General features: G+C 37.0%; 25 protein-coding genes and 1 pseudogene. 3 read left to right on the top strand and 23 right to left on the bottom strand.

Annotation, left to right across the window (positions count from 1 at the left end):
* Window positions 1-1113, top strand: a 1113-nt coding sequence (gene gmd / locus WC743_RS26455; protein WP_373016562.1) for a GDP-mannose 4,6-dehydratase, incomplete at its 5' end; no start/stop codon positions are given.
* Between the two features lie 4 nt (window positions 1114-1117).
* Entirely contained in the window at window positions 1118-2056 is a 939-nt protein-coding gene (locus tag WC743_RS26450; RefSeq protein WP_373016561.1) for a GDP-L-fucose synthase family protein, read from the top strand.
* A 44-nt stretch (window positions 2057-2100) separates the two neighbouring features.
* Here WC743_RS26450 and WC743_RS26445 read toward each other — a convergent pair whose 3' ends face one another.
* The 4 genes from WC743_RS26445 to WC743_RS26430 all read right to left on the bottom strand — a co-directional run bounded on the left by WC743_RS26445 (window position 2101) and on the right by WC743_RS26430 (window position 6216).
* A complete protein-coding gene (locus WC743_RS26445) occupies window positions 2101-3303 on the bottom strand; it encodes a glycosyltransferase family 4 protein (protein WP_373016560.1) in 1203 nt (400 codons plus the stop codon).
* Window positions 3304-4188, bottom strand: coding sequence for a glycosyltransferase family 2 protein (locus tag WC743_RS26440; protein WP_373016559.1), 885 nt, complete (start codon window positions 4186-4188; stop codon window positions 3304-3306).
* A 9-nt stretch (window positions 4189-4197) separates the two neighbouring features.
* Window positions 4198-5466, bottom strand: a complete 1269-nt coding sequence (locus WC743_RS26435) for an O-antigen ligase family protein (RefSeq protein WP_373016558.1) — start codon at window positions 5464-5466, stop codon at window positions 4198-4200.
* 87 nt (window positions 5467-5553) lie between these two features.
* On the bottom strand, window positions 5554-6216 hold the full coding sequence (locus WC743_RS26430; RefSeq protein WP_373016557.1) for a CatB-related O-acetyltransferase: 663 nt from the start codon (window positions 6214-6216) through the stop codon (window positions 5554-5556).
* 200 nt (window positions 6217-6416) lie between these two features.
* Here WC743_RS26430 and WC743_RS26425 point away from each other — a divergent pair, with 200 nt between their 5' ends.
* Window positions 6417-7526 carry an endonuclease/exonuclease/phosphatase family protein gene (locus WC743_RS26425; protein ID WP_373016556.1) on the top strand — a complete coding sequence of 370 codons (1110 nt, stop codon included), beginning with the start codon at window positions 6417-6419 and terminating at the stop codon, window positions 7524-7526.
* A gap of 11 nt (window positions 7527-7537) precedes the next feature.
* Here WC743_RS26425 and WC743_RS26420 read toward each other — a convergent pair whose 3' ends face one another.
* The 19 genes and pseudogenes from WC743_RS26420 to WC743_RS26330 form a co-directional block, all read right to left on the bottom strand.
* On the bottom strand, window positions 7538-8791 hold the full coding sequence (locus tag WC743_RS26420; protein ID WP_373016555.1) for a WcaI family glycosyltransferase: 1254 nt from the start codon (window positions 8789-8791) through the stop codon (window positions 7538-7540).
* A 142-nt stretch (window positions 8792-8933) separates the two neighbouring features.
* Window positions 8934-9827 carry a glycosyltransferase family 2 protein gene (locus tag WC743_RS26415; protein WP_373016554.1) on the bottom strand — a complete coding sequence of 298 codons (894 nt, stop codon included), beginning with the start codon at window positions 9825-9827 and terminating at the stop codon, window positions 8934-8936.
* A gap of 17 nt (window positions 9828-9844) precedes the next feature.
* Complete coding sequence (locus tag WC743_RS26410) at window positions 9845-10387, bottom strand: putative colanic acid biosynthesis acetyltransferase (protein ID WP_373016553.1); 543 nt, start codon at window positions 10385-10387, stop codon at window positions 9845-9847.
* A gap of 274 nt (window positions 10388-10661) precedes the next feature.
* On the bottom strand, window positions 10662-11870 hold the full coding sequence (locus WC743_RS26405) for a glycosyltransferase (protein ID WP_373016552.1): 1209 nt from the start codon (window positions 11868-11870) through the stop codon (window positions 10662-10664).
* A gap of 21 nt (window positions 11871-11891) precedes the next feature.
* The gene (locus WC743_RS26400; protein ID WP_373016551.1) at window positions 11892-12554 is read right to left on the bottom strand and encodes a hypothetical protein; all 663 of its coding nucleotides are present in this window, start codon (window positions 12552-12554) and stop codon (window positions 11892-11894) included.
* Between the two features lie 18 nt (window positions 12555-12572).
* A complete protein-coding gene (locus WC743_RS26395; protein WP_373016550.1) occupies window positions 12573-13676 on the bottom strand; it encodes a glycosyltransferase family 9 protein in 1104 nt (367 codons plus the stop codon).
* 48 nt (window positions 13677-13724) lie between these two features.
* A complete protein-coding gene (locus WC743_RS26390) occupies window positions 13725-15089 on the bottom strand; it encodes a hypothetical protein (protein WP_373016549.1) in 1365 nt (454 codons plus the stop codon).
* Between the two features lie 33 nt (window positions 15090-15122).
* Window positions 15123-16355 carry a glycosyltransferase family 4 protein gene (locus WC743_RS26385; protein ID WP_373016548.1) on the bottom strand — a complete coding sequence of 411 codons (1233 nt, stop codon included), beginning with the start codon at window positions 16353-16355 and terminating at the stop codon, window positions 15123-15125.
* Window positions 16356-16370: 15 nt separating this feature from the next.
* Window positions 16371-16964 (bottom strand): acyltransferase, encoded by a 594-nt coding sequence (locus WC743_RS26380; protein WP_373016547.1) that lies wholly within the window; start codon window positions 16962-16964, stop codon window positions 16371-16373.
* The gene (locus tag WC743_RS26375) at window positions 16964-18100 is read right to left on the bottom strand and encodes a hypothetical protein (protein ID WP_373016546.1); all 1137 of its coding nucleotides are present in this window, start codon (window positions 18098-18100) and stop codon (window positions 16964-16966) included. The genes WC743_RS26380 and WC743_RS26375 overlap by 1 nt, the downstream gene beginning before the upstream one ends.
* A gap of 438 nt (window positions 18101-18538) precedes the next feature.
* A complete protein-coding gene (locus WC743_RS26370) occupies window positions 18539-18808 on the bottom strand; it encodes a DapH/DapD/GlmU-related protein (RefSeq protein ID WP_373016564.1) in 270 nt (89 codons plus the stop codon).
* A gap of 260 nt (window positions 18809-19068) precedes the next feature.
* Window positions 19069-20187, bottom strand: a complete 1119-nt coding sequence (locus WC743_RS26365) for a hypothetical protein (RefSeq protein WP_373016545.1) — start codon at window positions 20185-20187, stop codon at window positions 19069-19071.
* Window positions 20188-20197: 10 nt separating this feature from the next.
* Window positions 20198-21367: a glycosyltransferase gene (locus WC743_RS26360; RefSeq protein ID WP_373016544.1), complete on the bottom strand. Its 1170-nt coding sequence runs from the start codon at window positions 21365-21367 to the stop codon at window positions 20198-20200.
* Between the two features lie 17 nt (window positions 21368-21384).
* Complete coding sequence (locus tag WC743_RS26355; RefSeq protein ID WP_373016543.1) at window positions 21385-22215, bottom strand: DUF5672 family protein; 831 nt, start codon at window positions 22213-22215, stop codon at window positions 21385-21387.
* Window positions 22216-22224: 9 nt separating this feature from the next.
* Window positions 22225-23205 carry a hypothetical protein gene (locus WC743_RS26350; protein WP_373016542.1) on the bottom strand — a complete coding sequence of 327 codons (981 nt, stop codon included), beginning with the start codon at window positions 23203-23205 and terminating at the stop codon, window positions 22225-22227.
* 26 nt (window positions 23206-23231) lie between these two features.
* Entirely contained in the window at window positions 23232-23387 is a 156-nt protein-coding gene (locus WC743_RS26345; RefSeq protein ID WP_373016563.1) for a DapH/DapD/GlmU-related protein, read from the bottom strand.
* A 6-nt stretch (window positions 23388-23393) separates the two neighbouring features.
* Entirely contained in the window at window positions 23394-24329 is a 936-nt protein-coding gene (locus WC743_RS26340; RefSeq protein WP_373016541.1) for a glycosyltransferase family 2 protein, read from the bottom strand.
* 7 nt (window positions 24330-24336) lie between these two features.
* Window positions 24337-25647 carry an ABC transporter ATP-binding protein gene (locus tag WC743_RS26335; RefSeq protein WP_373016540.1) on the bottom strand — a complete coding sequence of 437 codons (1311 nt, stop codon included), beginning with the start codon at window positions 25645-25647 and terminating at the stop codon, window positions 24337-24339.
* A 169-nt stretch (window positions 25648-25816) separates the two neighbouring features.
* Window positions 25817-26045, bottom strand: a pseudogene (locus tag WC743_RS26330) (SAM-dependent methyltransferase); the annotation flags it as partial.

Here is a 26045-nt window from a genome sequence, read left to right as displayed (position 1 = left end):
AAAAAAGTAGCACTAATAACAGGTATAACCGGACAGGATGGAGCATATCTTGCCGATTTATTATTATTAAAAGGATACGAAATTCATGGTATAAAACGCCGTAGTTCGTTATTTAACACCGAACGGATAGATCATTTATATCAGGACCCGCATGATGAGAATCAAAAATTCATTTTGCATTACGGTGATTTGTCTGATTCTACGAATTTAATACGGATCATACAACAAGTTCAGCCAGATGAAATTTATAATCTGGGTGCGATGTCTCACGTAAAGGTGAGTTTTGATACACCAGAATATACCGCGAATGCAGATGGTATTGGTACGTTAAGGCTTTTAGAAGCTATACGTATTTTAGGATTAACCAAAAAAACTAAAATTTACCAGGCATCAACTTCAGAGCTTTATGGTTTAGTACAGGCAGTTCCGCAATCAGAAACTACACCATTCTACCCTCGCTCACCTTATGCAGTAGCCAAAATGTATGCATATTGGATAACCGTTAACTATCGTGAGGCATATGGCATGTTTGCCTGCAATGGTATATTGTTTAACCATGAAAGCCCTTTACGCGGCGAAACATTTGTAACACGTAAAATTACAAGGGCAGCATCTAAGATAGCATTGGGCCTGCAAAGTAAATTATTTTTAGGCAACCTTGATGCTCAAAGGGATTGGGGACATGCTAAAGACTACGTAGAAGCAATGTACCTGATATTACAACAGGACACTCCTGAAGATTTTGTTATTGCTACCGGTGTAACCACCAGGGTGCGTGAATTTGTACGCCTGGCTTTTGCAGAACTTGGAGTAGAAGTTGAGTTTACAGGTACCGGGGTTGATGAAAAAGGATATGTAACAGCTTGCACAAATCCTGATTATCAAATTGAAATTGGAAAAGAAATTGTTGCTGTAGATCCCAAATATTTTAGACCTACAGAAGTTGATCTATTAATTGGAGACCCTACAAAATCACAAACAAAATTGGGTTGGAAACCTAAATATGATTTACAAGGACTGATTCAGGAAATGGTAGCTACAGATGTTGAACTGTTCCGCCGCGAAAAGTTATTGAAAGATTCAGGATATCAAATTAAAAACCAGTTCGAATAAAAGAATGGAAAAAGAAGCGAGTATATATATCGCAGGCCATCGCGGTATGGTTGGTTCGGCCATTCATCGCAAACTAACAAAAGAGGGTTATAATAATATTATTACTACTACCTCCGCTGAAGTTGATTTGCGCAGCCAGCAACAAACTGCCGATTTTTTTGCAGCACAAAAACCTGATTATGTTTTTTTAGCTGCTGCAAAAGTAGGAGGAATTGTAGCTAACAATACTTATCGTGCAGAGTTTTTGTATGATAATCTGCAAATTCAGAACAATGTTATTCATTCATCATACCTTAATGGTGTAAAAAAGCTGATGTTCTTAGGGTCTAGCTGTATATATCCAAAGTTTGCGCCACAGCCTTTAAAAGAAGAATACCTTTTAACCGGTTTGCTTGAGCAAACTAACGAGCCTTATGCTATTGCTAAAATAGCAGGTATAAAAATGTGCGATGCTTACCGTGCGCAATATGGTTGTAACTTTATATCAGTAATGCCTACTAACCTGTATGGCTATAATGATAATTATCATCCTGAGAATTCGCATGTGTTGCCTGCATTGATCCGTCGGTTTCACGAAGCTAAAACTAATGGTTTACCTTCTGTAACTATTTGGGGAACCGGTACACCGAAACGCGAGTTTCTATTTGCTGATGATTTAGCTGAAGCTTGTTTTTACCTGATGCAAAACTATAACGAAGAAGGTTTGGTTAACATTGGCACTGGTGAAGATATTTCTATTAAAGACCTTGCCCTGCTTGTTAAAAATATTGTTGCCTTTGAGGGAGATATAATATTTGATACTTCAAAACCAGATGGTACACCACGTAAATTAATGGATGTATCAAAACTTCACAGTAAAGGGTGGAAACATACAATAGAACTGGAAGAAGGCATTCATATGGCTTACCAAGATTTTCTATCAAAAAATAAAAGCTTAGTTTAACACTAAGCTTTTATTTTTTTGTGGTCTCTAAATTCAGAGACCTATCAGGATTTGTTATTATCTATTTTATCCCAACCAGCCGTATTATAGCGTCCATACCATAAGTTAATTATTGTAGCGGCTATAATCCCCGGTGATGTATATGGCTTAACATATAACTGATTTAATTCATCAACAAGCTGTTCTCCCATTCTTTTAAAACTAAAAGCATCAATAAACTTTAAAGATGCAGTACTCATCGCCGCTTTTGATAGTCCATCCGTATTTATATACCTTAAGATAGCATTGTAAATAGCATTTACATCTACCGGATCAAATCCAAAACCGTTTATACCTTCTTGTAAAAGGTCAGCAGCAGCATTAATCCTTGCACTCAATAATACAGGCAAACCGGCGGCCATAGCCTCGTTTACAACCAGCCCCCATGTTTCTGATAGGCTTGGCAGAACAAACGCACCAGAGCGTTGATAATAAGCAGGCAACGCCTTGTTATCAACAGCATCAATAAACTCAACGGTTTTAACACCCAAATCTGATGATAGCTTTTTTAAATACATTCCCTGAGGCCCGTTACCAACAATTATCAGGTGGTAACCTGTATTTTGCCGCTCAATTAATTGCCATGCCCTTAGCAAATTATCTATATTCTTTATGGGCACCAACCGGGCCACGCAAATGATGGTTTTGCTTTCGGGCTGATAACTAACACTTGAATTAAAAAAATCATTATCTATACAGCTAAACCCATAAAAAAACGGGATACCTTTTTTATGAAAATATGCATATTCGTGGTTGTAACTTTTTGAAGGGAGCCACAAGCTGTCAACCTGTGATGTGATCAGATCCTTAACCCACTGCACTATAAAATTCCTTTTTACCTGCGATGGCTTTGCATCATCAAACATGATAAATTTCTTATTGTTCCTTTTGGCCCATGAGATACCTAACGCCCCCGGAAAGAACACAATAGAGGGACCAATAATGATATCAGGCTGCAGATCATCTAACGCCGTATACAGCGCTTTCCTGATATCGAATTTTGAAAGATCGGCCGAACCATGATGAGGCAAAAGACAGGTCCACCATGATTGCGTATTATTAACCGTATCAAAAGCATAAGGCGAGCCTTTTCCAAAAAGCTCAATCGCGTACATATCAATATTTTGAGCGGCAAGGTACTGGTGGAGAAAAAGCAACCTGCTTTTCCAATATACCCTGAAATCGTTATTTAATATTACTATTTTCAATTATTTGTCTTCCCTCTTTTTAAATCTATCCCAAATAACCGGGAAAAGAGTTTTTAGCCATAGTTTAGCAAAAGCACTAATATAATCTGCCGGGAAATGCTTTTTTATATAATAAAGATATTCTTTGTAAGCCAGGCCATTAACATTGTACAAGTATTTGATCCGTTCTTTAAGCGGATACTTACCGGATAACCAGTTAACACCATGATCATCTTCGCAGTAACCATAATAACCCGGTGCAATTAGCACATCAACACCATTCCTGGATGCTGTTATCGTATAATCAAAATCGGCCAGATAATGTGTATAAGCATTAGAGAGAATGCCGATCTTCTCAACCGTAAACTTATCAACCAAAAATATATTAGCGTTACCCAATTGGCATGGAAGCGTGTTGTAAGCATCGGGTTTAACCGGATAGTAAGCTGCATGATCTAACCTATACAATGCATTGCCACCATATGATAACTTGTTTGAAATGGGGCTTAACGTTGAACCTATTAAAATGGTACCACTATCCCCGGCCCCTTCATAGGTGGCCATTAGCCTTTCAATGCTATCTTCCAGTAATATTACATCATCATTAAACAACAAAAACAGGTCATAAGCTTTTTGGGTGATAGCGTGTTGCCAAATAGTAAGCATCCCTCCTGCCCAAAATAAATTTCCGGTTCCGTTTACAACGTTAACAATAGGGAATGCCTCCTTTACAGCAGCAGCAGTGCCATCGGTTGAGCCATCATCAAGCACATAGATATCGGCTTCTAACTTTGTAAATGCAGCTTGGTTAATCAAACTATGCAGAAAAGTAAGGGTTTTATCTTTACGGTTATAACAAGTTAATAAAACCGCCACCTTGTATAAACCGTAATTTTTCATACTCATGGTATGTAATTAAATACCGGCAAGTTTACCACCCTCCTTTTGTTTTTGTTTTTCTTTAAAGCCTATAACGGTTTGTGATTTTCTCAAAAACAAGAATATTAGTATAAATGGCAGGAAAAGAATAGGTTCTCCAAAACTTAAACCCAGCAAAATAAGTATGCAAAAAATTACATTTATTGGACTAAGAACATATGGGCTACAAAACCGTATATAACGATATAAAAGGTAGGCAAATCCAACTATACCAAATTTGGCAAAGAAATCGAATATTCCGTTAGATATATTAACCGGATACGATTTATTTAGGAAATCGTTATACTTATTACTTACTCCAAGTATTAGTTTATCCCCAAACGAATTAATAATATGCCACATGCTTGAAAATCTATTCAGCGGTATCTGCATTCGGTTATGCCTATAATATTTTTCCAGTACTTTTAAATGATTAAGGTCACGCATGTCCTCTTTATATGTATCTATGATCTTATCTCCCAAAAACGGAACAAATACGATAATTAACACAATTACCGGTATCAATATTAAAATCCAGAGATTTATTTTACGCACCCGATACCTATATGCCAACATAAGCAATACAAGTAAACCTAAATAATTGGTGGTTGAAAACGTAGTGATACTGGCAACAATTAAAATGATGGCAGTACTATCAAATTTAAATTTGTTTAAAAAGAAGTGAAACATTAAAGTGATAACTAAAAAGCAACCAAATGCACCAGGTTCCCAAACAAATCCTGAATTACTATAATCATGAAACCCCCTGGTAAAAGTAAACAACAGGAAATTTGAATATCCCGGTATAATATTGCCTGTATCAAAGCTTATAGCGGTAAAAACTTTATACATGGCCTCGGGTGCCAAAAGCTGCAGTGCATAAAATACAAACGAGAGTATTGTTAAATGAGTTACTACTTTAACAATATAGGCTATGGCTTCTTCCTTTAATATTGCGCAAAATACAAAACTCAAAAGAGCAAATTTAACCAAAAATACAATATCACTAACCAGGTAGTCCGTTTCAAGATCATTGACCACATAAAATCTAAACAAAACAAGTATCAGGTATCCAACAGAGAGCCAAAAAAAGTTCATCACATCTCTTTTTTCAAACTGCCTTTTTATAATACCCACCATAATCATTAAAAACAGAATTATAAACCAACCAATTGTACTTGATGACAAGAAGTTGGCATTTGCCGTTAGTAATAAAAAAAAGAAAGTGATAAGGTATTGTATGTTTATATTTTTAAAGAATTTCATCAATTACAATTTACTTTTGGCTAAAATATTAATTTTATAGGATTTTTAATGTTAATTAAATAACAATTGAAGTAATCCCCCCCATTATTATTTAAAAGTTGATGTAAAGAATTCAACATTTTCAAAAAACTTACCATTCGTTTTAATTTTCTCTAAGCTCCAGTCCCACCATTTTATTGCTAAAAGTTTTTCTGCTTGCTGTTCATCAAAACGTGGTTTTATAAATTTTGCGGGTACCCCTCCAACAATTGTATAGGGTGCTATATCTTTTGTTACAATTGATCCGGATGCTATTATGGCTCCATCACCAATTTTAATCCCATCCATAATTATAACGTTGTTGCCTATCCAAACATCATTACCTATCAGCACAACATATTTTTCATTGGCATCAATAAATAAGTGCTCTTTAAAAATATCTTTATCGACAAAAGAAAAGCCCGCCTGCTTTTGCGTTGAATAAAACGCTGGATGGCTTGATACAAACCCAGTTGAAGGGTGAACACCTAAACCTGTTTGTACAAAACTGCCTATTGAACAAAACTTTCCAATAACAGCTTTTGTGATGACTGACCTATCTGCTATGTAGCTTCCTAAGCCAATGCTTGATGAGGCAAATATGGTATCATTCCCAATAGCATTAAATCCTTTAAACTCATTCTGAGTATTTAATAGTACGTTTTTCCCGATCTTAACATTTTTACGGTAATAAGCCAATCTATAATAATTCCTTTTTAGCCAGGTTTTCATTTAAATTGTAGTTATTCAAGCCATAAAGATAAATAACAAAGCTATAAAACCTATTAAAGGTTGTTAAAGTTATGTAGACTTATTTTTAAGTGCTGTTTGTTAAAAGAATCAATAATTATATTAAAAATAACACCAAAAGATTACTTTTAGGGAATTTTATATGCTATCCTACTTTAACAACATAATGCTAAGCAGTTACTATGAGAACTAAAAAAACACTAAAAAAAAAGTTCCCTACCTTTGACAAGATTGTTTTAATATTAAACTTCTTTGCAACATTAGCTTTGTTATTGAGTTATCTGGCGCCAAGTACAGATCCACGAGACATTGCTATAATCGCAATTTTAGGCTTTGGGTATCCCATATTGTTAATTGTAAATTTGATTTTTGTTTTCTATTGGCTGATGCGCAAAAAAATCCTTTTACTAATATCTCTAGTTTCAATTTTATTAGGCGTGTTCAATATTCAGTCATTTTATGGATTTCACGGCAAATACATTAACAATAAAAAAGTTGCAGATGACGCTATCAGAATAATGCAATATAATGTTCGTGAATTTAAAGGGATCGACAAATATGGAGAGTCACCCATACAAAATGAAGTAGCAAAGGTGGTTAATAATAATCAGCCGGATATACTTAATCTTGAGGAGTTTTCTAAATATAAATCCACCAATGATTCTGTGACTATTCAGATCAAAAGAAATCTAAAGACTAATTATAATTATTTTAAGGAATTTAAAGTTGTAAAAAACATTCACGACTCAACAGGAAATATGATATTTTCAAAATATCCTATAACAAACTCAGGAATCATTCCGGTAAATAAGTTTTTAAATGCCCGTGCAATTTTTGTTGATGTAAATTATAAAGGCAAAAGTATAAGAGTTTACTGCATTCATCTGGCCGCCGTAAAAATTAAGAATCAGGAAAAAAGCAGATATCTTAATGGAAATGTAAATATAGAGCAATCGACTTTCATCAAAAACAGGTTAACCACGGCATTTATTACGAGAAGTTTTCAGGTTAGTCAAATTAAACGTTTTATAGAGAAATCGCCATACCCCTACATACTTACAGGCGATTTTAATGATACGCCTAATTCTTTTGCGGTTAATGAAATAGGAGATGGCCTAAAAAATGCTTTTATAGAAAAAGGAAGTGGTTATCAAACAACTTATTTCAGTAAATTTCCACTACAGATTGATTATATTTTTACTAGCCCAGAATTTGATATACTTAATTACCAGGCGTTAGATTTAAAAATATCTGATCATAAACCACTCATATCTGATATTAAGCTTAATTAAGTATGTATGCTTTAATTAGCCAAAAAATTCTCTACAAAATCATTCATTACCGTATCAACGTTTAAATATTTAGTAGCATAGTTACGGGCGTTTATTCTTTTGCGTTCAAGGTTATCATCAAGCTTAATATCTATTATAAGCTTGGTAAGCAGTTCATGCTTGCCGGGTTCAACTATGTAGCCAAAATTCTGCTCTACTACCATATCATACAATGATGTGCCTTTTGATGCGGTTATAATACTGGCTCCCCCAACAGCCAAAATGGTTGTTAGTTTTGAAGGCATAACCAAATCACCGGCATTGGCTTTTTGCAATACCAAATGCAAATCGGCCATGTTAAGAAACTCATTGAATACTTCTTTTGCCTGCACAGGTAAAAAACTAATGTTCCTTAATTTTTTCTTTTTAGCCTGCTCCATAAGCAGTTCGTTATAAGGCCCTGATGAACAAATCACAAATTTAATATGCCGGTGATCGTGCTGTAAATTTTCAGCGGTAACTAAAATCCCTTCAAGCCCTTGTTTTACGCCAACAGCGCCGGAATACAGCAACACAATATCATCAGAATTAAAACCCCATTTATTTTTAAGTAAATGCCTATCTGCAATTGGGAAATAATCTTTTGTATCAACCCAGTTAGGAAAAAATACGATCTCACGGTTAACTTTCGATTTGATCTTTTTGATCATTCCTTCAGATATACTGCTTACGTAATCGGCTCCACGTAATATGCTATACTCTACTTTAAATAAACCTGCTAATATTCTTTTCCTGGCAAACAATTTAAGATCACGAGCAGCCTCAATCTGCATATCCTGTATATGATAAAGTAGTTTACCGCCATTTAGCTTTCTAAGTATTAGCCCCAGGTAGGCCAGATGAAATGGCGGGGCAATAGTAATAATAAGATCATAGTTTCTTTTTGAAACTATAAACTTAAATATCATTAAAAATTTTGATAACCAATATGAAAAATCTTGTATAGCTCTTTGCTTGCCGGTAGGGTCTTTAGGAATATAAGACGGACAGCGGTATATTGTTAAATAAGGCTTACCTTCTCCAACATACATCAACTCTTTTTTATACCACAAATTATTATACGGTGCTTGTACTTTCCAATATGGGTAATATGGAAAAGTTGTAATTACAGTACAATCATAACCACGATTTGCTAACCAGAGAAGCATTTCGCCATTATATTTTCCAATACCAATTGGTTCAGGTGAAAAATTATGACTTATTAACAGGATTTTTTTATTGTTCATTTATAAATTAAGCCCTCGGCTAGTAAACGCATAATCACTAATAACAAGTAGAATGAATAAACCTTTAAATATAAAATAAATTGGACTAAAGTTTTAATTGCCCTACTCTTTGAAATAGCTATTATTTGGCTAAAATAATAAATTAAATCTTGCTATATGTTTCGATTAACTCCTTATCTGTTACAGAACCTATAAATATATCAGTTTGTTTGTTTTTCATACTCTCAGATAAAATTTCTTTCGTTTTAAGTACTATAAAATATTCATATATTGATTGCATCGTTGCATAAGTTATACCAGCGGTACCATCAATAAAAGCCCCCCGTATAAACATCATATAAAACCACTTAATTAATGGCCGGCCCGGCAGCTTATAAAAAAGACCTTTTTGATGATATCGTTTCTCGCTAAAATCTTTACTGAAAAGCGCTTTTTTTATCGAAAACTCTTTTTCGGCCCCTATTTCATCAATCCGCATCATCGCTTCCATATCGGCATAATTCAAATGACGCTTAAACCAAAATTTAAAACCCTTACTAAACGGATAATGATCTAAATAACCATCTACACGCCCAATTGAACCATCCGGTAAAGAAACCGGATTTACTAAACGTTCATAATGCATTTTTTCTGGCCTGAACAGACGAAGATAAAATGGCGAGATTTGTGCATGCTTTAACCAAACCCCGTTCCATGCAAAATCCCGACGCCTTATTTCATAAGCGGCATGGCTGCTCTCTTGTAAATTCAGCAATTTTAACGAATTACATAACCCTGCTGATACACGCTCATCAGCATCTATATATAACACCCAGGAATATTTAAATTTTATATTTTTTAACCCCCAGTTTTGATGTGCCGACCAATTATCAAACTTTCTCTGTGTAATTTTGGCATTGGCATTAGTAGCTATTTCAACTGTTTTGTCGTCACTATAAGAGTCATAAACATGTATATCATCACACCACTTTACCGAAGCGAGGCATCCCGGTAAGTCTTGTTCTTCGTTTTTTGTGAGTATTAAAACAGATATCATTAAAATTAGTACAAAAATTAAATCATAGCCCTTAATTTGAGGGGTTTACAAGGATGGCCTGAACATACCATCCACTCCGGCATATCATTCACAACTACTGATCTTGCACCAATTACACAACCATTTGCAATGGTTACACCCGGATGTATAAATGCCTCGGCTGCAATCCATACATTTGCACCAATATAAATTGGCCTGGTAACCAAAGGCATGCCTGCATAGGTATAATCATGTGTACCGGTACATATATTTACGCCTTGCGATATTACTGCCCTTTTACCAATAGTTATTTTCCCCTGCGAATAAAGTATAGCGTCACTGCCAATACCACATTCATCATGTAATTCTAAATTCCATGGCGCCCATATTCTTACCCGGGGATAAACATGCACGCCACTGCCTACTTTTGCACCAAAACAACGCAAAATAAAAGAACGCCAGCCATGTAAGGGCTTTGGTGATAATCTAAAAAAAAAGATGTACACCAAATTCCATAAAACTCTTGCAGCACGGTTACGGATTGAAAAAGATGGCCCGGTTAGTGTATCTTGATTAACCATTAAATTAAATGAACGTTTGAATGCAATATAACACTTATTATTACCTCTGGTTAATTAATATAAATCTGGCTTTGCAAACTTTGTTTAAAAAGTTATATATGCGCAATAATAGTAAACTTATGCAATTTTTAACAATATTTTATTAGCTGTAACTAAATTATTAACCATAAAACAATTTGTAATTAATTGCTCGTTATGGTATAAGTTATAGCTTTACTAATAATAGCTCTTTAACCTTTAAATAAAAATCTGGCTAACAGAATTTGGTAATGAATTATATACGTATTGAGTTAATAAAGGCTATTGACGCAGGCCCGATGTGGAATCTTTTTTGATAGGTCTCGAGCGCATGTTCACCAATTTCTTTTTGCTCTTTCGCAGATAAACTTATCCACTTATCTAACATTTCCTGGGTTCCTTCAAGCGTATCGGCAGCAATAATTCCACCTCCGCCGGCTTCTATCTCTTTCCATATATTTATTTGATGCGATATTAGTACCGATTTTTTGCATGCCATTGCCTCAACTATAGCAATACCAAAATTCTCCTGATGGCTGGGCAGTACAAAAGCATCGCAACCATAAAGGGCACCCCATTTATAGTCGCCGGTAAGCATCCCTGTAAAAAAAATATTATCCTTTAATTGAGGGAATGATGCTGAAAGCCTGATCATTTTTTCCCCGTATGAACTATTTAAACCAGGGCCGGCTATTACCAACTTTGGGTAATCTCGTTTTTCGGCCAATGCTTTATCAATTATATTAGCATATGCTTTTATCAAAAGACCAATACCCTTTTTTTTATGTATGCGGCTTAAAAAAAGTAAATACGGCTTATCTTTTACTTGGGGGCACTGGGCTAAAAATTTCTCTCCCATTTCTGCAGTATACACGGGTGGCGGAATAATGCCATAGCCTACATTAATTTCTTTTTTAGGATGATATGGTTGGAATGATTTACGGGCCAGCAGAAGTTCTGTTTCACAGGTAAACAATATACCATCAGCATCATCTACAACCTTATTTTCTATCAGTTTCCAATAAAACCAATTGCGTATAGCTTTTAACTTCCTATCCGGAGCATTTTGAAAATATGGATCAAGCATACCATGAGGCATTACAAATACCTTAGGCACATGTATATTTTGATTATACTTAGCTTGTTTTTTTATAGTTTGTATTGCTCCCCAACCTGCATAACTTGGATATATCCATAACCCGTTTATGACAACAGCATCAAACCGGCTAAGATTAGCAAGTAGCCACGACCTTAAACGGGGGGCATAATGCCACGGACCAATTGCCGGTCCTAAAGCATGTATTATAAAATCATCCGATCCTAAAAAAGAAGCTTTGGGATCATCCAGACTAACTACCTCGCGGCTTACACCATAACGAACAATTTCCGGATTACTGTTACGTATACCTTGGCAGGGGCCCCCGCTGGCAGGGTTCATAGTGGCAATAATGTGCAATAATTTCATTGTTTACCTTTCTTATAAATACTAGTAAACAAATCCATCCGTGCGGGTAAAATATTTGGCATCTGCAGATAGTTGTTGAATTGCTTTTGCGGGTACACCGCCATAAAGCATCCACTCTTCAGTAAATTTTTTATTAAGTAATGATTTAGCTCCTAATACCGAGCGGGGTGGCAGTTCGGCCCCACCCAACATAACTACATTGGTGCCTAAAAACGCATATTCGCCAATAATTATCCTATCACTATCCTGCCTGTTCTCCATCACATCTATTGAATGAGTAAGAAACTGCGATTGGTAACCTGCAACAGTTGTAAAGCGGCCTATTTCAATTATATTGGTACAATCAAAATGATGATTTTTTGTCACTGCAGAACTATCGCCCATAATAAATAACGACCTCCTTAATGTTTGGTGGCTAAAATGGGGTGAATTTGTATTGGATGGGAAACCGGTTATCCAGTTGCCGCGGGCTATTGAAGCTTTGGCACCCATCTCCATTTGGTCAAGGTGTATGGCCATGTTAAAGTGGCCTATCTTCGCACCTTCTTTCATGATTAATTTACCAGGGTATATCCATGATAAACCTATCCTGGCAGTAGGATGAATAACGTATCCAAACCATTTTTGCAAAGCAATACGCCTTAACGGCCATGGAAGTATAAAAGCAAGTGTTTTTAAAAACATACTTTAGTAAATATAAACTTAATAGCTGTAATTGGCTTCGGTATTATTTAAAGTTTCTGCAACGGCACTTAGCACCTCATTTACAGTGATAGATAATATACATTTTTTTTGCTGCACAATACAAACCTCTAGCCCGCAGCCTGCACAATCAGTTTTATGATATATAATTTTATTGGAATTATCTCTTGGATACCACTGTCCCGGAAAATTCCTGGCTGAGTAAATAGCAACGCAAGGTACTCCTACTGCCGCTGCCAAATGCATTGGCCCGCTATCATGCCCAATAAAGATCCGCGCTTTTTGTAAAACAGTGCCTGATACTCTCGGCAAAGTTTTTCCACATAAATTGATGCCTGTTCCTCCCCATGCCTCAATACATTTATCAGAACGGTCGGCTTCTTCGGGCGAGCCCACCATCACTAACTGCCAATCAGGATACTGTAGCTTTAAACCTTTGAAAAAACTGATCCAGTTTTCCTGCTCCCAATCATTTGATTGCCTTTTGGTGCCCACGCTTGCAGCTATAATTGGCTTGCCGGGTAAGCATTTTTCCAAAACCTGGCTGGCTGATAAGATCTCCTCATCGTTAAAATGCATATCCCAATAAAAGCTATTTTGCAGATCAATTGGGCCTAAAGTTTCCAGCCTGCGGGCAAGGCGTTTAGCTTCCCACTCAAAATCTCCGGTTTCTTGGTCAATGGTCAGTTCATAATCAATTCTTAATGAGGGAAAGCCTATTAATTTTGATACACCTGCCGACCGGAAAAACAAATTATCTCTCAAAACCGCCAGTTTGGTTGAGCGTAGATTCTTTAGTATCCTTGTGGTGGCCAGGTTAATAACAATATCTATTTTTTGCGCTCTTATCTCTTTCCAAACAGCGTATAAAACTTGCGGGCTCCTGGTACCTGATGGATAATTAATTACCCTATCAAAGTAATGATGACTGCCCAGCACGCTTTCCAACGCAGGAGCCTTTGATACTATGGGGCGATTTGTAAGCAGTGTAATATCGGCATTAGGAAACACCTCACGTACTTTATTAAAAACGGGTAAAGCAATAATAGTATCGCCAAGACTACCAATCCTATATATTAAAATTCTTTTACGGTGAGCATCCATACTTCACAAATTTAGATGCTGTTAGATAAGCCATGTATAGGAATGGTTTTACTCTTCTTCATCAACTTCAGGCTTTTCAATTTTTAATGAAGAAATTAATAATCCGCCTATTAAAGTAGAGAAGCCCAATGTAGTGGGTTGTGCCCATTGACTTTGAGCAATAAATACAAATGCCATGCTTAAAATCATCCATGGTAATATATCTCTGGTAGACAGCCTTTTAAAGCTTAACCATGCGGCTTTTATACAAAAAGACAAACGAATTACGATAACAATAATCCCCATGATAGTTCCCATCTCTCCAATTAGCCGCCCCCACTCTTCTTCGGCAATTAAAAATTCTACATCACCAGTTAACAACTTAGCGCCAACGTTTGTTCCCATCCCAATACCGTATCCAAAAAAAGGTTGGTTGGTTTGTTGCACCGCACCTAATAATCCGCCTAAAAACCGGTTACCAAGTGTACCCTCTAATCCTCCCTCAGTGGCACCAGCATCAGTATAACGGGATACAAGCGCTTCAGTTGATTTTTGGAAAAATTCTAATTTGTTCAACAACATAATTGCAATAACGATGCCTATACTTGCCATTAACATCCGGCCAATATATTTGGGGTTCTTTGACACTGATATAAACGCGAACAATACAGTTATAACTATCTGAAAGATAAGTGTACGGCTAATTGAAAGCGGTATTGATGCAATTAAACAAATTGATGCTGCAATTAGAAGCAACCGGGGCACACCAGATGGGTTAAGCCAAAAATAAACCACAAAAATACCGACCACTGACCAAAACTGAGTATTCCCGCTGGTAAAAGAAAATGTACCGGGCGGCCTAAAAAAGCCCAATGCACCTGAAAAGCCACCACCTGCAACGTCACCACCTACTCCACGGTTAATAAATGAACTTTGCGGGCTATAAAACTGTACACCAATAAGCAATAACATTGGAATAGATACCCACATCAGTATTTTACCGAATTTAATAACATCCTCCCGTTTAAATAAACTCCCAATTAAAAACATTAACGGAAAATGGATAAGCAGTATCCTGGTTCCATAAACCGCCACGGACATACTGCCATGCCCTATACTTATTGCAATAAAAAAGGCGAAGACGGATACCCATACCATACTCCATACATAGTTATTGGAAGGGAAAAGGCCATGTTTTATGGCTAAAAAAAGCATCCAGATAGCAACAGGATCCCTTACAATTAGTAACGGGGTCGATAACCGGGGTAGTCCCCATTTGCGGATGGCACCCTCAGTTAACAGTAAAATAATATATACCCAAACTCCTTTTTTTAAAAGCGCAATAACTTCTCCCTTTTTTTGTATGACTTTTAATCGCCGCTCGTTCATAACGGGATTAAATGGGGTGGCATTAGGATTCAATTCTGCGTTCATTAATGTTCTATCGTACTATCGACCTCGAAATTACTAATTTTTATAAATAATTGCTTCTGCTAATTCTTCACCATAAACCTGCCATGGTCTTAGCCTCGCAGTTTCCATTGCTGCCTTGCCTGCCTGGGCAATTAATTGCGGTTGCTGTAATAGCCTTTCAATAGCTATTTGTATATCCTGCTCACTTCCGGCTCTTATTAACCAGCCATTGTTATCATGTTCTATTATATCAGGCCCGGCGGTACGTTCAGTTGTTATAACCGGTGTACCCTGTGCCATAGCCTCTGTTATAACCAAACCAAACCCTTCAAATAATGATGGAAATACTAACACATCGTGCTCTTTCATTATTTTGAGGATAGAAGCATGCGGTAAACTTGCTATCCATTTGTGTTTGGCTAATTCGCCGTTTAAAGCAGGGCAATCGTTACCGGTCTTTCTTCCTACAATAGTTAATTCAACATGCCGGCCAAGTTTATTAACGGCTGCAAAAAGGTCAGCTATTCCTTTTCGCTGCGAAAGGCCGCCAACAAATAACAATTTTAGCGGCCTGCCATTTACACCATCATACTCCTTAACAGCCCCTACAACCGGAAAACCGTATGGAATCACTTTAACCGGGGCGAGTATACCCGGATAATCATTTAAAGTTTTAGCGGTAAATGAACTGGCAACAAAAATGCGGTCGGCAAGCTTAAGTTCTTCATCTTTGCGTGCTAATTTAATTTCCGAATCTTTAAATGTGGTTAATGTAGCTGCCCACTCCGGCCATCGCGCGGCTTCGTTTTCTAATAATTTGCGCCCTGCCCGCCAATAACCTATAGGCAGGTCATAAAGGCATTCTAAGCCCATTATTTTTGCCTGGCTAAATGAGTACCCGGCAGCGTCTTCATAAGCATATATAGCGTTGACATTTGCATATTTACGCATATATGCGGCTACCTCTCTATCCAAACTTTTATATACGGCATCAATACTAAATATACCTGTTTCCTGTGTAGTAAAACTTGTTAACCCTGTTTTTGATGCTACAAATCTTCCGGCTTCACGCCATGGCGATAGATGGGTATATGGTTTCAACCGGGCTTCAACCCTTCTTCTACGTATATCTGATAAAGGGCCGATAGCTCCTAACCCATCCAAAAAAGTACCCGGAAAACTGGCTATAGCTGTATAGAATGCAGCTAATATACCGGCATCATACATACCGTTAATCGCGGCCCTTACAAAGGCATTACCGGTAGGGTGAGCAATTATTAATTTCATTTATCTGTTTTTAATTTATCCTATCAGCCACGCGCGGTTGGCGGCTAAAAATTCACACGGATTATAATGTAATTCAGTACTTCGGGTTTTTGATACAGGTATTGCGGGGTTACCTGCAACAATAGCTCCCGGTGCTACCGACTTACTTACTACTGCCCTTGCCCCTACTACAGCTCCGCGGCCAAGTGTTACACCAGGCAATATCATAGCACCCTGGCCTATCCATACATAATCTTCAATTACAACATCTTTTGCTATTTGTGGCCAGTTAGGGTCAGTTACATCATGCGTGGCAGTTAATATTTCCACTCCATCATTTATGCAAACCCTTTCGCCAATAATAATATTTGCATGCAATACCATGTAGGCGCGGCCGATGAATGAAAAACCTCCAACAGTCAGCCTGTTTTTGCGCCCTTCAAACTTTGCCTCACCAATTTCGGCGCGCTCATCAATCACAGCACCCTGGTTTATTAATTTTTTACGGCGGTTGTTCATTTTTAAAACTTGCGAAAATAATAGGATCCGTTTTGCCCAGGCACGGTTAAACGCGTTTGAACCCAATGGAAATTTAGCACGGTTACACCAAAGATAATTTAAACTCGCCATTAAAAACCAAGTAATAGATTTGATAGCTGTTGTGATACTATGTTAACATCAGTACTTACCGAAGATATAGAGTCCATCGAACTATAAAACTCTTTAAAGTTACCTTTTTGATAGTAAAAAACGCCATCGGGGATGAGGATCTTTTTAACTCCACGTGCATGCCACGGTCGAGAGACACTTATTACGGGCAAACCATGCTCGCGCATTGCTGCAAAAGACCCGCTTTTATCTGTGATGGACACTGGTGTTGTTGCTATACCTATATCGGCGCTTTTCAACTCTGCCGAGATGCGCTCTGCAGATTGTTCGCCTATAGCGGCTACTTGTAACCCTGCGGACTCCCATTGTTTTATCCAATTATCTTGTTCAGCGCCGCAATGCCCTAAAATCTTTAAAGTAGGTCTAATATTATACTCTTTAGCATAAGCAGCAACCTCATTTGCAAACGCCTGCACTGGTGCACCATGATGAATGTTACCAAAAATTACCAGGTTAATGTTCTTGCTTTCAGTTTTGGCATCCAATATCTGGCCATTATTAACGGGGATATTTGAAAATAGCGGCAAATATTGCGCATCGTAACCCATTGTAGCCAGGTATTGCTTATAAAGTTGAGATTGGGTTGTAATAACGGCAGGCTTCAAATTTTTTAGCAGAGAACTGATCATTTTTTTTTGCACCCATCCCCAGGCAATATGTTTTATAGGCGATTCTTTATCCATTCCTACCCAAAGTTCATGAATCATAACATGCCATTTAGCCGATGTATTTAAGGATAGCAGTAATTTACTTAACCCGGTTTTTAGTCCTTTTACATGAAAGCCGAAAGGAACAAACTGTAAGCTTAACCATTGCGGTGCAAGTCTATCAATATAGTCTTTTGCAAAAGCAATTTTTTCCGGATCAGTTAATATTGATGTAATACGCAAAACAGGCACATCAATATTATCTACTGATTGTGTACCCTTAAAATTATCCTTTACATACCGATCATTCAAAGAAATAATAGTGCACTTAATATTTGTTTGAATTAAGGCTGCCGCAAGGCGGCGGGTATAATCGCCTACACCGTCGCGGCCCGGCTCAAGTGCACTACATATAAAAATAATTCTTACGCTATCCGTAGTATCCTTCATTAAGGTATGTGTAACACTTTTAATATTAAATTGACAGCTTTTTGAACCAAAAATAAAACAATAAGATATGAAAACTGAAAAGATATTTTCTTGGCGTTTTTAAAAAATTTATCTATTTTTAAAAATATTGCCTTTTTTTAATATTATCATAATATTTTTACATTAGAATTTAAATATGTTAATTTAATTGAGATATTTGTAGCCCCCCTAAGCAAACGAGAGAACGAGAGATTAATAGTACACACTAACCAATACATGAATAAACCCTTTTTATATTGCAAAAAATGCAACCAACCTTTCCATTATAAAAACCGGACTCCTTTTTTACTTAAAACTTTACTGTTCTTTTTGCCTATAAAAACTTTTTTTTGTGCCCGATGCTTGAAAAACAGGTACAGGATAATGGATAGTAGCGAGGTTAAAAAATACCAGGTTTAGCTATTGGAATAATCTGCGATAAGAAAGTTGGTAGTTTAATTCTGTTTCGCGTGGACGAATAAATTTCGCCGGAGTACCACCAACAATTGTAAATGGCTCAACATTTTTTGTCACCACCGCACCTGCAGCTATTACTGCTCCTTTACCAATAGTTACGCCCGGCAATATCGTTGCGCGCGACCCTATAAATGCATAATCTTCAATAACAACCGGCAAATCTCTGCTTGCAAATGTTGGTGAATCAGGGTCATGATCTGCCGAGAGGATCATTACTTCCTGTGAGATAGAAACATTATTGCCGATAATAATACTGCTTTTATTATCTAAACGACATTTGCCGTTTATTACTGAATTGCTGCCGATAGAAAAATGCTGTGTGCAGTCAAACGTACAATCCATTAATATGGCTGTATTTTGGCCAATATTATATTTCATTACGTGGCGGTAATACCATTGGCGGATAGTATGACTGGGGATACTTGTCACCCACCGGTTACAAATGTATATCCTTAATTCTGCAATTATCCGCCTCATTTAATAATGTTAGTTTGCCAAAATTGCTTTTGAATTTCTGCCAGGTTAAAACGCTCTTTTGCCAGTAGTTTTGCATTAGCAGCTATAGTTGTTTTATTGGCTATCAAATTAAGCATATCTTCTGATAATTCATTCACAGCTAACTGGGTATTGCAAACGGCAGCTTTGTTTTTTTGTAAAAGGTGGCAAGCTGCACTATCTGCTGGCCCGTGGTACAGTATAGCACCAGCCGCACCCAGGTAGCCCACCATTTTGGTTGATAGGCTATAAAGGTAAAAATAAGGTTGCGTAAATTTTATGGGCAGATAAAGTATGGTACTTGCATCAAGCTCTTGCTTCAGTTCCGCATCATTTAACGTTACCGGGCGATATTCAGTAGCAAACAAACGATTTTGCAGAAATGGGATCTGTTGTGTACCACGTAACACCAGTTTAAATGAGTAGCCTTGTTTGGACAGTTCATCCAATGCATTGGCCAATACGTTAAACAGCGAGATATAATCAATATGCAGTAGCCCTGCAAAATATACTACAACAGGCAATTGGCCAGAGGTAACGGTCTCACTCATTTCCTTTTCGGCCACACCATCGGTTATTATCTCATAATCTTTTTCACCAAACAGCTTTTGGTATTCCATACCAAGCTCATTAGAAATTACAAGGCGCCTTTTTGCCATATTCCAAAGCAGGGAACTATCTTCAAAGGTTCCGTGAGTGGTTAAGAAATGATCATGAAACGACACCCATAAATTTTCCTTGGTACAAAATTCATCGGTACATAAAGCTGTAGCAAACGGGCCATGATCAACTACATGCAAAACGTCATAGGATATCCGTGCTGCCGCCCGCCGTATTTTATTGGTGGTATATGGCTTAAACGCTTTATTACGCAGCCATATAAGCAGGTTACGCAGTTTCCAGCGGGCCCAGGGTTGTATTACCGGGGTTGCGTAAACTATGGTTTCTTTGATGCTTCCGTTATGTGGTTTTATTGCAGATGCCTCCACTACTAAAGTGGTTACATCATTTTCTCTACCCTCGTATAAACGCCTTAATATGCGGTTGCCGCCGCCGTTAGAGTACAATGAAAAAGGATGGAAGGAAAGTATTTTCAACGCAATAATATTAACTGTTTATAACCGATAACCATTTTTTGAGCATAGGCTCCGTGCTAACCTCACTCTTCACTAAATCTTGCGCGTTCTTCAATATATGTGAAACCTGCTTTTGATCTCTCAATAAGCTGATAGTGTTGGCAATATCTTCTTTTTGGGTTGATGATACAGTTATAGCTGCTTTATGCTCATCCAAATACTTGATCATAGCAGAATAAGCCGGCCCAACAGCTATTATAGGTACTCCACAAGCCAGATATTCACTCATTTTTGTAGCAATATTAAATTCCGACATATTGCGTAGTTCAGCCTTAAAGCTAATTGGTAATAATAACGCATCATAGTTATGCATCGTAGTTTGCACCTCGTTTGGTGCTAAACGCCCATTAAAATGCACTTCATCTACCTGCAGATCGCCGGGCAACTCATTAACACCTGAATAGATATGCAGTTCTGTATCTGTGCCTTTAAGCGCATCAGCAACCGCTATTAAGGCATCCCGCTGCCAGTTAGCAACCGCTCCAAAATAACCTATCTTTAATGGTTTGTTTAAGTTAACACTATATTCTTGCGCAGCCTCAACTACATTTGACGACCCAAACAATACAGTCGACTGCACACCAAAGCGCGATTTATAAAATTCCTGCATAGCCGGGCTTATTACAAAAACTTGTTCAGCTTTACGTAAATGTTCGGTAAGTATTGATTCAATATATCGGGGGTATCGCCAACTGCCATCTGCAAATTCAGTTATATGATCGTCCATTATCCATGTAATATACTTTACCGGGCGATGCTTTTGAAGTTCATGCAGGGTGTAAATGGCATTAGCCCCTTGCGGACAAACCAATGCACATAATTCATGATTTCGCTTAAATTTATTATTTATAACAGTAGCAGCATAACGCGCATGCTGCCTGATCATGGTTGATGTTTTGCTGATCTTTGCAGATAATGTACGGCCAAGCACTTTGCGTACCTTATCACTATCCCATGAGGATGGAAGATTGATACTTTTACCTGCAAAATTTTCTGATGCAGGCAGGTCTGTTGCAAAACGATTAACGTGGATAAAACAAGGTATATCATTTAGCTGGTTACCCAATACACGTTGCAGGGTTAAGCCCCCGCCATGCAGATCAGATACTGACATTTCTGAAAGATAAAAATCAAACTTCATTATATCCTTGTCCTTAATTATGTTAAATCTTGTATGTTGATATAATGCTTCCAAAAATTGAGATGCTTATACCAGGCATGGCAGCCCAAAGGTAATTTATCGCCATTTAACCGCAATGAATCTTTAAGGTTATATTCAAAACTAAATTTTAAAGCACTCATTGGATCGGCTACTTTAAATTCAGGGAACAGCTGCGGAACAATCTCTGACCATACCAGGTCTTCATTTAAATGAAAATCTGCAAAATAAAACCCAAATTTTCCACTAATATAAATCTCGTATTTGTTGTTAGTTAGTTCGTTTAGCTTGATACGTAATTTTGATGAATGTGATAGAAATATTTTATAAATCCACCAACCAAAACGAAACTTGTTCATAGAACTTAATACCCTGATACATGACCGGACATTCCGGATAGAAAAACCCGAGTTACATCCCTTAGCTAATGGGGCACCCGGTTTTGTATCCCAATATCCTTCAAAAAACGGTGCGCCTATAAAATCAAAATTAAGTGCACCCGTACCTTCAAAATCTGAATGGAAAATATAAGCATCCAATTCATAAGTGAGCATATACTGATACTTACTGAAGAGGTTATAAAAATCCAGCCTCAGCTTCATTTTATTGTATTGCTCTATTGATGACAGCCATTCGGGGTTTACCAGTTTAAGCTTCAGTTCCGGGTAAAGTGAGGTATATAAAGATGTATCCATCCCGTCGGGATAAACCAAAAAGCAATCATATGCGTTTAATTGCACATTGGCCGCACTAAGCGAAATGATCTCATCGGCAGATGGTACCGGTTTATGAACAGGTATTATTACACATAGATCGTTCGTTAAGGCCATAATATCTTTCTACAAAACCGCGTCTATATATTTTATAAGCCTGTTTTTAATTTTCTTTATTATTGGAATGGCAGCATTGTCCTTAAGTATTTGATTTTGATACTGTTCCTGATAATAAGCACTTAGCTTTGTAATGAACGGTGCGTTAGCAGCCGTCAAATCAGACTGGTATTCATCAAATATAGGCACCAAATCAGGGCGGTTCTCTCTGGAATACCGGTTATTATATTTACACAAAAATAATGGCTCTGCATACTTATAATTGCTAAAGTGAAAAAACACTAACGGATATTTATTATTAATTAACCATCCATTGCCATTCTTTTCAAGTAAACGTTCGTGCCAGTTCCAATTGGCTACATTATAACCGTAATGCTTAAGTATATGGTAATTATTAAACATAACCGGAATATAGTTAGCCCATATCTGGTCATAAAACATCCCTTTATCCCAATTGGTATAACCATAAACCAGTAAACGCTCGCCCCACCATTTTAAAAATCCAGGCAACTCATCTCCTTTTGACAATCCGATAAATCCTAAATTAAAGATACCTGTACGCAAAACATCCAAATCATTGGGTTTGTAACCATCATCAACCGCATTCATCAGGTGGGGTGTTATCACAAAGGTATAATCCTGTAGCGCATCCCAGCATTCGGTTAGCGGGGCGTATATTTTAATATCAGGATCAAGATAAACAACCTGACTGTTTTGTTTAAAAAAGTATTGGAATATAAACGGTTTTACCGTAGTACAAAGTTCGGCAATATTGAATTTTAAGCTGAGCTTGTTTATGTCGATATCTACAATATCATTGATAAAAAGAATGCTTTCTCTATTAAAATCGTCGTAATTTACCTTTGGATCATTCTTATCTACCAGAACAATGAAAAAGGGTATAGCGGGATGATGTTTTGTAAAGCTCTCCTTTAACACCTTTGCAGAAGCAAGATAGTTGTTGGCACAGATTGTAAACGCTGCCCTCATTTATGTAACTTTTTTTTCATTATCACTTAAAATTGCTTAATAATTTTAGCCGGATTACCGCCAACTACTGCATTTGAAGGTACATTTTTGGTAACAACTGCATTTGCCCCTATAACGGCATTTTTGCCTATATGCACATTAGGTAATATACACACTCCCTCGCCTGTTAAATAACCGGGAATTATCTTTTAACCATTTTTGGTTTTAACGTTCTGGTATTGAAACAACGCCGGAAATATGCTACGCCAAAATGTATAATAACTCCAATATATTGGGATCATAATTTTAAAAGAATTTTCAGTTTCAAATTTCCCGTTTGGCTTATAAATAAACATTGGAAAAAACGAATTTAAAAGATGTTGATTTATAATCCTTTTAACTTTTTTATCGATGAGTCTTCTCGTGATGAGCATATCCATAACGTTATTGAAGTTCTGTCCAAAAACTTTTAAAAGATTATAACCGCCTGTGTTATTTTCTTTACAAGCAATTACTTTGTCACTTATTATTGCGTTTTGCTTTCCTTTAAAAACTGACGGCAATATCCAACTTAAGTGACCAAGGTTACTTTCATAAAACGCTGATACATCAATCTGTTCGGTAAACAACGATTTGTTAATGATGTTCCCCGTTATAAAAGTTAGCCAAAAATTGACTTTTTCTATAAATAAAAGAGGGTCATCAAACTTTTCAAAATTAATTTTTACAGGGGCTTCTGTATTATTTTCATAGACCTCGTTATACCATAATCCGTTTAAATATAAATTGCCAAAATCATTATTATTAAGCAGATCAAATATAAACTTTAAATAGCCTGGTAATAATAAATCATCGTCAGAAAACAACCACACATATTTTCCTGATGCCTTTAAAAAACAGGCCGCAATATTTCTATCAGCTCCGATATTTTCCGGCCGTTTTGTATAAGTAATTTTATGGCCTGTATTAATATACTTTTCAACTATATTAGTAGTATTATCTGGCGAGTCATTATCAGACACTATAACTTCAATATCATTACTAATTTCAGTATTAACCTGCGATAATATCGAATTAAGGCAGGTATCTAATAACCGCGCCCTGTTATATGTAGGAATTGCTATCGTTAATAATGGTTGCTCCATAAATATGCTATAATAGAACAGGTGTAGTTGTCCATGCTAGTTTAGGCCGTATAACACCTATCCATTCACCTGTATATTCTTTTCTCATTTCGCCGGTTTCTTCTACGGTAAAAGCTAATGCCTCTTCTGCTACTGCTGCATCAGCATAGTTTGGCGGGACTAAAAAAGCACTTATCGAATAATTTTTATCATTTAAAAAATTAGCCGGAATTATGCATGTTGATTTGTATCGGCCCTTTAATAAGGGGATGCCATAATAAGTATCAACTTTAGTATTTGCTGATGCGCCATTAAAAGTTGCAAAAATGCACGAACCCATACTATCAATTAAATGAATACTTGGGGTAATAATTGAATTGTCAATTAATACATCGTATTCAATTTCTATAAACACTTGCTCATCAATTGCAAAAATTGTTGTTAAACCCCTACCTGCAGATAGTAACCGTAAAGCATGAAACGCTATGATACTGCTTTGTTGTTTTAAAACTATGTCTGTGCCAATAACCTGCGCTTCGTTTTCCTTTCCTGAATTTATATACTTCTCTATAATTAAACGCGTTCTATCAAAATCCTGGATCATACCATGCTTCAATAAAATAGCTTTTGTACATAAATTACTTATAGCTGCCATATTATGACTCACAAATATAATTGTGCGCCCTTCACCTTTGCTCACTTCGCCCATTTTGCCCAGGCACTTCTTCTGAAACTCGGCATCGCCAACAGCCAGTACCTCATCAACAATAAGTATCTCGCTTTCCAGGTGAGCAGCTACCGCAAATGCAAGCCGTACATACATGCCACTGCTATAGCGTTTTACAGGTGTATCAATATATTTTTCTACCCCGGCAAAATCAACTATTGCATCAAAATGCTTTTTTATTTCATGCTTACGCATACCTAAGATTGCGCCATTTAAAAAAATGTTCTCGCGCCCGGTTAGTTCAGGGTGAAATCCGGTACCTACTTCAAGCAAACTTGCCACACGGCCTTTTATTTTTGCCGAACCAACAGATGGGGCAGTTACTCTGCTTAATATTTTTAGCAGCGTGCTTTTACCGGCACCATTGCGGCCTATTATACCAACTGCATCTCCTTTATTGATCTCGAAGTTAACGTCCTTTAAGCTCCAAACAATATCACTTGTGCCTTTTATTGTGCGGTCGTTGGCTTCGCCTATTTTTAAAAAAGGATCTTCTTTACCCCGGATCCGGGCCCACCATCTGTCAATATCCCGACTAAGTGTACCGGTACTAAAATCACCTAACTGATATGCTTTAGATAAATTTTCAACTTGAATAGCAATATCACTCATGGGTACAACGTATAATCAAATATCTTAAATAGTATCAATAAATTTTCTCTCAACCTTAAATCCTCAACTACCTTATTCTCCCCTGTTTGTGAGTTAGAGTAGTTAACTTTTATCAGGGGTGATTGAATAAATTTGACAGTATTTTTATCAGGGTTGTAGTTTTTGCATTCTATACAATTTCAATTTCAGGCAGTGGGAAGATAAACTTACCGCCCTGCTCAATGTAATTTGTTTCCCGTGCTAATATATTATGTTTAAAGTGCCACGGCAACACCAAAAAATAATCAGGGTTCATGGCACGCGCTTCCTTTTCAGATATGATGGGGATGTTGGTGCCCGGCGTAAATGAACCGAATTTATCGGGGTTAACCTCCGCTATATACGGGATACGCTTTGCC

Source organism: Mucilaginibacter sp. (assembly GCF_041660805.1).
Classification (GTDB): domain Bacteria; phylum Bacteroidota; class Bacteroidia; order Sphingobacteriales; family Sphingobacteriaceae; genus Mucilaginibacter.
The sequence above is the reverse complement of the archived record's forward strand: the minus strand, read 5'-3'. Positions and strand labels throughout refer to the sequence as shown.